Source organism: uncultured Nostoc sp., assembly GCF_964245445.1.
Taxonomy (GTDB): domain Bacteria; phylum Cyanobacteriota; class Cyanobacteriia; order Cyanobacteriales; family Nostocaceae; genus Nostoc.
Window position 1 is genome coordinate 1 of record NZ_CAXTNE010000305.1, and the last position, 8960, is coordinate 8960.

At 39.2% G+C, this 8960-nt stretch carries 7 protein-coding genes; 4 read left to right on the forward strand and 3 right to left on the reverse strand.

Translation table 11 applies throughout. The annotated features are described in order from the left end of the window. The first annotated feature begins 128 nt into the window (after positions 1–128). Both ACFE90_RS32470 and ACFE90_RS32475 read left to right on the forward strand, forming a co-directional pair. Positions 129–1388, forward strand: coding sequence for a glycosyltransferase (locus tag ACFE90_RS32470; RefSeq protein ID WP_375506435.1), 1260 nt, complete (start codon positions 129–131; stop codon positions 1386–1388). Between the two features lie 408 nt (positions 1389–1796). Next, positions 1797–3074 carry a glycosyltransferase gene (locus ACFE90_RS32475; RefSeq protein ID WP_375506429.1) on the forward strand — a complete coding sequence of 426 codons (1278 nt, stop codon included), beginning with the start codon at positions 1797–1799 and terminating at the stop codon, positions 3072–3074. 352 nt (positions 3075–3426) lie between these two features. Here ACFE90_RS32475 and ACFE90_RS32480 read toward each other — a convergent pair whose 3' ends face one another. Further along, positions 3427–4020 (reverse strand): hypothetical protein, encoded by a 594-nt coding sequence (locus ACFE90_RS32480; RefSeq protein ID WP_375506430.1) that lies wholly within the window; start codon positions 4018–4020, stop codon positions 3427–3429. Positions 4021–4118: 98 nt separating this feature from the next. Next, on the reverse strand, positions 4119–4685 hold the full coding sequence (locus ACFE90_RS32485) for a DUF6658 family protein (RefSeq protein WP_375506431.1): 567 nt from the start codon (positions 4683–4685) through the stop codon (positions 4119–4121). 338 nt (positions 4686–5023) lie between these two features. Between ACFE90_RS32485 and ACFE90_RS32490 the strand changes: the two genes are divergently transcribed. Continuing rightward, positions 5024–5944, forward strand: a complete 921-nt coding sequence (locus ACFE90_RS32490) for a lysylphosphatidylglycerol synthase domain-containing protein (protein WP_375506432.1) — start codon at positions 5024–5026, stop codon at positions 5942–5944. Positions 5945–5956: 12 nt separating this feature from the next. Here ACFE90_RS32490 and ACFE90_RS32495 read toward each other — a convergent pair whose 3' ends face one another. Next, a complete protein-coding gene (locus ACFE90_RS32495; protein WP_375506433.1) occupies positions 5957–7276 on the reverse strand; it encodes a hypothetical protein in 1320 nt (439 codons plus the stop codon). Positions 7277–8362: 1086 nt separating this feature from the next. On the opposite strand from ACFE90_RS32495, the gene ACFE90_RS32500 reads away from it, so the two are divergent. Then, positions 8363–8960: helix-turn-helix domain-containing protein (locus ACFE90_RS32500; RefSeq protein ID WP_375506434.1), on the forward strand; the 598-nt coding region annotated here is incomplete at its 3' end.

Genomic DNA, 8960 nt, shown 5'->3' on the forward strand with positions numbered 1-8960 from the left:
AGCAGGGGGCAGGGGGGAGGGGGAGAACAAAAATTACCTCTTTCCCCTTTGCTCCCTGCTCTCTGCCCCTTGTCCTCTTCCCAATGCTCCATGTCCAATCCCTTATTCTGTCGGAGACTAAAAATTTAATGGAAGATTTGGCAATATTTCTGTCTAAGTCTTTGACAGGTTGGCTAGTTATTCAGGTGTGTTTTACGCTTGTCTTTATATGGTATCTGCGCTCATCTAAAAAAAACTTATTACCAGATGAGCAGTTACCCAAAACCGCAGTGATTCTTTGCCTACGCGGCGCTGATCCGTTTTTGCCTAGATGTTTGCGATCGCTCTTAAACCAAAACTATCCACAATATGATTTAAAATTGATTGTTGATAGTCAGGAAGACCCCGCTTGGAAAATTGCCAGTGAAACCATCACAGAGCAAGAAGCGACCAATGTTCAAATCAGCCCTTTGAGAATAGTACGCAATAATTGTAGTCTCAAATGCAGTTCTTTAATCCAAGCTGTCCGTGAGTTGGATGATTCCTACAAAGTGGTTGCTTTAGTAGATGCTGATACTATAGTCCATGTAAATTGGCTGCGAGAATTAGTCAGTCCTTTGGGGGATGCGAAAGTAGGAGCAACAACAGGTAATCGTTGGTATGTACCTACAGGTAAATATTGGGGATCTTTAGTGCGCTACGCCGGCAATGTATCCACAGTTGTGCAAATGTTTATCTTTCAAATCCCTTGGGGTGGTACTTTAGCTGTGAAAACAGAAGTGCTTCGCCAAACAGAAGTGCTAGATAAGTGGGGACAAGCTTTAGGCGAAGATTTTATGATGCACGACATCCTCAAAAAACAGGGGTTACAGGTAAAGTTTGTGCCTTCACTGCTGATTGTAAATCGTGAAGAGACTAATTTATTCAACTTAATAGATTATCTCAAGCGCCTCATTCTTTGTTCTCGACTGTATCACCCACGTTGGTTAGCTTTAGTTAGTGAAGCTGTTTCTAGCATCTTGTTTCCTACTGCACTGATCATTTTATTTCTTGAGTCGTTGTTAGAGGCAAAATGGGAAGCTGCGACTCTATTGTTAGGCTGCTATGGTATCTATACTGTAGGGTTACTCTTGATAATGCTTGTGTTGGAATTAGAGGTACAGCGAGTGGTTCGCTCTAATGACCAGGCGATCGCAAAATTATCAGCTGCTACAATCATCAAAATGTTGATTGCGATTCCCTTGACACAGTGGGTTTATGGGTTAGCGATGCTATCATCCCTCTGGGTTTCAACAGTTACTTGGCGCGGTGTTTCCTATCGGGTTCAAGGGCCCTGGAATGTCCGGCTAGTCGAATATCGCCCTTATCAATGGTTGGATCAGCCTATTGATAGCAAGGTTTCTCTTTGAACTAAATTGCTAAATATGAACTAGGGCATGAAAGTTATTACACTAAACATTCCCTAGTCTTCAAATTATATAATCTTATATTTAGTAAAATTATTTTAGCTATAACCCTTATCAAAATCTAGGTTTTGCTTGTTAATTACTAAAATGCATTTAGATTAATGGTAAGGGTTTAGACAAACATATTAAGGGGAATTATGACTTAGTATTTTGGAGGTTTTGATAGTTTCTAATTCCGGTTTATAAACATCCTCTTCACAATCAAAAATTCGGTTAGTTGAAAATGTGTAAATACTTAGTCTAACTGTATTTGTGAGAATTTATGAGGCAAATAATCAGGATTTTCATGAAACATTTACTGCGTAAACCCTAAATTCAAAACCAGCATTCTCGTAAAATATTTCCCTTTTTATGACTAAAAAACCACTTCGTATTGCACTGTTTACAGGATTGTATGCTCCTTTCCTAACTGGAGTTTCTGTCGCGGTACACCAACGGGTTCGTTGGTTGCTAGAGCAGGGACATGAGGTTTTTCTAATCCATCCGCAAATCAACGATCGCTACCCCAAAAATGTTGGCAATCGCCCCATGCCAGGTTTAGATGAAATTCAGTCTTTCCCCAATTTCTCTGCTTACGCATTCCCTACACAACCACTGATATTCTACAAGTCTCTTCCTCAACCATTGCACTATCGACATTGGAGCGATACCAAGTTGTTGGAGAAATTCAAGCCTGACATTATAGTGGTTGAAGAAGCCGCACAAATGAGAGGATTATACTCATTTTTCTTGCAAGGTTATGGTCGCCCAATCGGGACTAAATACGCAAAACGAACAAGTACTCCAATAATATCACTCTTCCATACAGACATCGTTGCGTATATCAGATATTATTTTGGAGATCAGTTCTTCAGGTTGATTCGTCCTATTATTCCCGCTTTAGTCAAGCAATTTAGTGAGTTTTATGACTTCAATTACTTTTGTTCTCAAGAACAACTCACTAAATACAAAGAACTGAAATGCCAACGCGCGGAATACGTTCCTTATCAAGGCATCGATTGCGAGAGATTTCACCCGCGAAACATTTGTTATAACCCTATTCCTAACGACAACCGACCAACTCTCTTGTTTGTCGGCCGCATCACCCCGGAAAAGAACGTCAACCAACTGCTTGATATATTTCCGCTCATCGCTGCCAAAATCCCTGATGTTCATTTGGTGATTATTGGTAGTGGTCCGCTAGATGAGGAAATTCGTCAGCGTGCCCAAAGATTTGGATCGGGTATTACTGTATGGGGTGAGTCTCACGGTACAGAACTTTTAGGTTGGTTTGCCAGAGCAGATGTCTTTATTAATCCTTCTGTTACCGAAAACTTCTGCACTACAAATAACGAGGCGTTAGCGTCTGGAACCCCTGTAGTTGCTGTTGTTGTTCCACCCTTAATCTCAGAACAGGTATCTCCTGGTCATAACGGCTTTCTTGCCCAACCCAACAATCCCACAGACTTTGCCCAAAGGGTGATTGCGATTTTAGAAAATCCCGATTTGAAAGCAGATATGACTCGGAACGCTCGCCCCTCCATACTTGACTTTGATTGGTCAGCATGTATGCAAAAATTTGAAGATAAACTCTACCAAATCGTTGAAGGATCACAGAAGGTGTTAGGTACAGGCAGTATAAGACGATAACCTTGAAGAAGGCAGGAAGAGGTTCATCGAACTCACGTTAATTAGCGATCGCTTCAGTTTGACAAAGGCTATTAGTTCAAGGGTGCGATCATAGACCGCGTAATATCATGTCAGCGTAATTCGCACTAGCTCCCCTTAATCCCCTCTCGAAGAGGCGGGAGGGGACACAAAGCATAGCTTTGGCTCTTTGGGGTTCTTCGGGTTTAATAAGCAATCAAGCGGACATGATATAAGTCTTTCCTATCCACCCAAAACTCAAACAAAGCCTGCATAGGCAGGCTTTGTTTAGATAACCCCAGACTAAAGGTCTGTGGGCGCTTTCATATTTTTGCAGAAGATTAAATGACTAATTTCAATCAACTGCCCTTTTCACTGCGTTGCCTGCATCGTCAGCTGTGCGCTGAACCTTTTTACCAGCATCCTCAGCCCCACGCTGAACATTTTTTGTCACATCTTCGGCTGCATTTTGGGTATTACCCTTGATATTTTCAATTCCTCGCTGAGTCCCCTTAACAACACCTTTGCGAACTTCTTCAGCTGAACTGCCGATATCTTCACCCAGGTTCTTCACTCTTTCACCAAGGGGTGTACCTTGTTTGTAATTCCGGGCATAATCCCCTGGACTTTCAACCCCTTTCTCATCAATCCTCTTTTCAGCATTTCTTGTCAGCGCATCAGCTTTGTCATTCGCTGCCTTTTCATCTGTCGCTCTAGGATCTACATCACTAAAGTTATTTATCCCACCAGCAGGAGAGGAGAGAGGATAATCTTTTGTGGGATCGTATCGTTGTTGAGTATAACCTGGTTGCTTCTCAGCCTGTGGTGGTTGTGTTGCTACTCCTGGATCGCCACAAGCTTGTGTCAGAAATAAGAATATTCCTGCAAACAAAACAGTTAAAACTTTCAAGGGACGAATACTTTTGAGCCAATTCATTGCTTTTTTCATACTTCTACTCCTTGCATTTTTGTGACTAGGCTAAACTTCAACCAAGACGGCATTTTGAATTAATTTTACATCCAAGGCATTCAGAAAAAATAAGAGTTTTATCTGCCTACTGCTGGATTTTTTTGTAATTCAGGTCTAGCAGCAGCTTCATCCCCCTTATCTTTCAAAAAGCCGGAAGCTTCTTCAACATTCTCTTTTACAATCTCAATCCGATCTTGAATCCGCTCTCCTACCTTTGGTTCATTCTGAATCAAACCACCTGGTTCAGGTTGTTGGAAGTCCTTATCTGTGATGATTGGCAGTTCTGCTTCTTTCTGGACTCGACCTGCTGGTGTTTCAGCACCAGGATAAAGTATCTCGGATTCTCTATTTATAGCAATCAACAATTGCGAACTTGGTTGTAAGCTAGCTTGGTCGCGTCCCTTATTGGCTTTTGGGTTTACTATTTTCGGATCGGTAGACAAGCTGTTGTTGGTATAGTTGTCTCCACCATTCTTATAAGGATTGTTTGATCCACCAGCTTGTACAGCAGGATTTTGTGGATTTGCACCTTGAGCATTTGCCCCACTACAAGCTGTGCTAACTATCAACAATAGTCCAGCTAAAAAGATAGTTAATATCTGGCGCAATCTTATTTTTTTCAAAAATACTCTCACAGCGTTCATGTAGTCCTCCTTACCAAAATATTAATAAACTAAGAAATTGCTAAATCATTGAATTGATCAGCAAATTATTCTGCTTGTTTTGGTTAGCTCACTTTCCATAACCTTTATTAAGGATATGAATAATAAAATTAACTTTACCTCTAGCGCAGGCCACATTTTAATTAGTACTAATAGAATATTCTTATCTAACCATAGGAAGATATAAATTAAAATAATATCCTTTTGTGAAAAAGAACTACATAAACCTCTTTAATACTTCAAAAGCTTTGGATAGGTAGCTGATGTACTGTAATAGTTGAGGTATTCAGCCCTGCTCTAGCCGTTAAATTACTAAATTCATGAAGCAATTTTTACGTTGGATAATTTTGGGCGGAACGCTGTTTTTTTTAGCGAAAGCTCTGAAGGATAATTGGATTGGAGTGACTGCTATCCACATTGATGGGGTAGGATGGGCAATTGTGGCGATCGCTACAGGCGTCACTTTACTAGCACATACTTGGGCAGGCTGGATCTGGACTTGGATTTTGCAAGACTTAAATCAACCTGTATCGCCTCCCCAGTTCATCCAGGTTTACCTAAAAACGAACATAGCAAAGTATTTACCAGGTAATATCTGGCATTATTACGGGCGAATTGTCGCCGCTAAAAATGCTAATGTTCCTGCTGGTGCAGCCACCTTAAGCGTTTTGCTAGAACCCCTACTCATGCTGGCGGCTGCTTTAATCATCATTGTTTTATGCAGCAGCCAATTTGCAGCAGCTAATAGTAATTTTGTTCTGCAAATACTACAATTACTGAGTTTAGCTATAGTTCTTTGTGCGATTCATCCTTGGTTTTTAAACCCAGTTATTCGCTTATTGTACAAATTGAAAGCAAAAAAGTCTGCTGTCACGACTGAAGCAACTGTTCCCTTCAGCCTTAAAAGCTATCCTCTACGAGCTTTGTTAGGAGAATTGGGCTTTATGATAGTACGCGCCACTGGGTTTATATTAACTATGTTCGCTCTGGGTTCGTTAGATGTGAATCAAATTCCTTTGTTATTAGGAGCTTTTAGCTGCGCTTGGTTGTTGGGGCTTGTTATTCCGGGTGCGCCTGGTGGGTTAGGTGTTTTTGAAGCGACTGCGTATGAACTTTTACGATACCACTTTCCATCGGCCCTAGTATTTAGTGCGATCGCTCTATATCGCCTCATTAGTATTCTAGCTGAAACTGCGGGTGCTGCTTTGGCTTGGTTAGACGAACGCCTTGCTAAATCATGAATCAGACAACACTTATTTTTGTTTATCCACCTTCATCTGTGAAAACACACGATAAGCATCCAGATTTAATTGCGGATTACTGCTTTCGTCTTCTTCCATCTTAATCAAGTTGTATTCTACATTTTCTGCGTAAATTGCAAACGTTATATTAAAAATTTCCATAAAATTGATTACCCATTTACACTCATGTTCAGGATATTTTTCGTAATAACGAATCAAATGAGCAATTTTGATTTCTAAATGCCTACGGGAATTTCTAGAAATAAAAATAGTCTTTAAGAGTATAATCACCAATGTTAAAGAGTGGCCTTGAGTAAGTAGTAATACAAATAATAATGAAGGTTGTTTGCCGTTTTCTGTTGTAAAACAATCAATCACTCGATTACAGGCTCTCAAAAATAATTCTTTAGTGAGAATTTCTTGATTATAATCTTTCTTCCATAAAGATAACATTTCTGCAAACTGCTGCCGCAAAGTCTTAACTAATTCTTGATTGTCTACAGAAAAAAATAAATATTTTTCTATACTTACTTTAAACTGTTCAAGGGTTTGCCCTTGAGTTTGCTTGATAAATATATTGGCAATATTTTCATGGCTAAATGCACCCTTTTTTAAAACAATAGCTTTTATTAAATGCAGAACATTATCTCCCAAGACACTAGGATTTTTGTAGCATGTCGTGCTTGGAACGGCAGATTGAGAACGAGCGATATACATTGCTAGTTCAAACTTATATTTGTCTTTTATCTGTCTATAAAGCTTTCTGGCAGCTTCTTGTTGCTCTCTTGGATTATTCTCGTTAACAGATTGAGCAACTAAGAAATAAGAAGTGTAGCGATTAGCCCAATGACCTTTATGTAATTCGTCATGTTTAGCAGCAAATAGTTTTATTTCTTGATAGTCTTTGCTGTCTATAAAATTCTCTAGCCAGCTTTTACAGATATTTAACCCTGGCAAATAATTGGCTTTTACTTTTAAATTTTTAATAGCAAATAAATTAACTAGTTTTTGGATATATTTATCTTTTCTATTAGTTTTCCAAGTATTAATTATTATATATATACACCGTTTAAGTGTATTGCGAAAATCATCTTCTCTATCATTTAAAAAAATCTTGTATATCTCAGGTATAAAATGAGAATATTCTAAATCAAGACCGTCTATAAAAAAAGATTTGAATTCGCACAAAACTTCCTCTGGTGACATTGTATTGACAATTTTTATGAAGAAGCTATAAACCTCTTCTTGTGCAATTTGCACATTTACCTGTCTAGAGTTAGACGTAATACAATGCGGATATTCCTGACTAATTGATAAACTATTAGCGGTCATTCCAGTTATCAGGATCAAAAGGTTTCCTGTTCATATTATTACCAGCTTAACCTTGGTAAACAACAGTATCAATCTATTCTTTAGAGATTCAGTAATCTTTTTACACAAATTTGATAAACTCCGGCTATAAATAAAGTATTAACCATAAATTGTTTAATCCTTTATCAAATACTCCAGTGGAATTGCTTACTTCTACAACGATTTTCTTTTAAATAAACTACACGGCTAGGGACACGGTATTACCCACAGGGTAAATGCATCTAAAGTATAAAAATCCTTTAATAGCAAGGGTTTGGGCGTTTCATTGCTTAGGCTATTTTTTCATCAAGATCCTTATCCAGCAAGGGTTTTAGAAATGCCGTGCGTTCACTCTGGTATTACCTATACTTATCAACTTAAGCTTAACTGTTGGCTTCCTCATCCTCACCCGCCTGGAACTAAAGTTCCAGGCTACAAGCCTTAATCTACTTCACTAGACTAAAGATTCTTAGGTATATACTCAGGACTTACGCATTGTACATAAGTACTACACGCAATTTGGGTATTTCAGCCGTGTTTAGCACTCAGCGATGTTTACGACAGGCTACGTCTACGTAAATATGGGAATAAATTGGGGTTATGCGAAGCGCCTGAAACGACCAAAAACCGTAACCCATACGATGGCCAATTTGTACAGTGCGTAAGTCCTAATACTTACTCATCTTTAGAAGACTTTTGCTATTAGCAAGGAACTTGAGTTCCTTGCGGGACATGATTTTTAGGTTAAGTTGGCACCCAATGGGCATTACCGTCTCCCTATCGTGTTCATTTATCATTATGCGAAATGTACAGTGACTAATTATTTGTCGCCGTGACAAATTAATGTCATCCATTAAAATCTTGCTCAGTATAGGTTACAGCGTTTTAGCAGTATTAGAATAACATCTTGACAGTGACAGATTAACTGTCATTTTCTATGATAATGACAGTTAATCTGTCGCTTCATCAGAGAGAAAAAAGCTTTTGTGTATTTTAATAATGACAAATTGACTGTCGCTTTGTGTATAAATAGAATAACAATGTGTTTTTATAAAAAAAATGTGTATTATGAACAGTCAGCAAACTCCTGATTTAGCTGTTCATCCCTCGGCAATCCCTATGGAAGGCTTACTAGGAGAAAGTGCTACAACTCTTGAGAAGAATGTAATTGCCACACAACTCTCAGAGGAAGCCCAAGTAAAGCTTGAGGTAATCCAAAGTTTACTGGAACCCTGCGATCGCACAACTTATGGACAAAAGTTGCGGGAAGCAGCAGAGAAACTAGGTGTATCGTTGCGAACGGTACAAAGATTGGTGAAAAAGTGGGAACAAGATGGTTTAGTCGGACTCGCTCAAACAGGTAGGGCTGATAAAGGAACACATCGCATTGGTGAGTTTTGGGAAAAATTCATTACCAAAACTTACAAGGAGGGGAACAAGGGTAGTAAACGTATGACCCCAAAACAAGTTGCTCTCAGAGTCCAGGCTAAAGCCCGTGAGTTGGAGGACTCTAAGCCGCCCAATGACAGAACTGTGTTACGGGTATTAGCGCCCATATTAGAAAAGCAAGAAAAAGCTAAGAGTATTCGTAGCACTGGATGGAGAGGAACTACGCTTTCAGTTAAAACCCGTGAAGGGAAAGATTTATCGGTTGATTACAGCAACG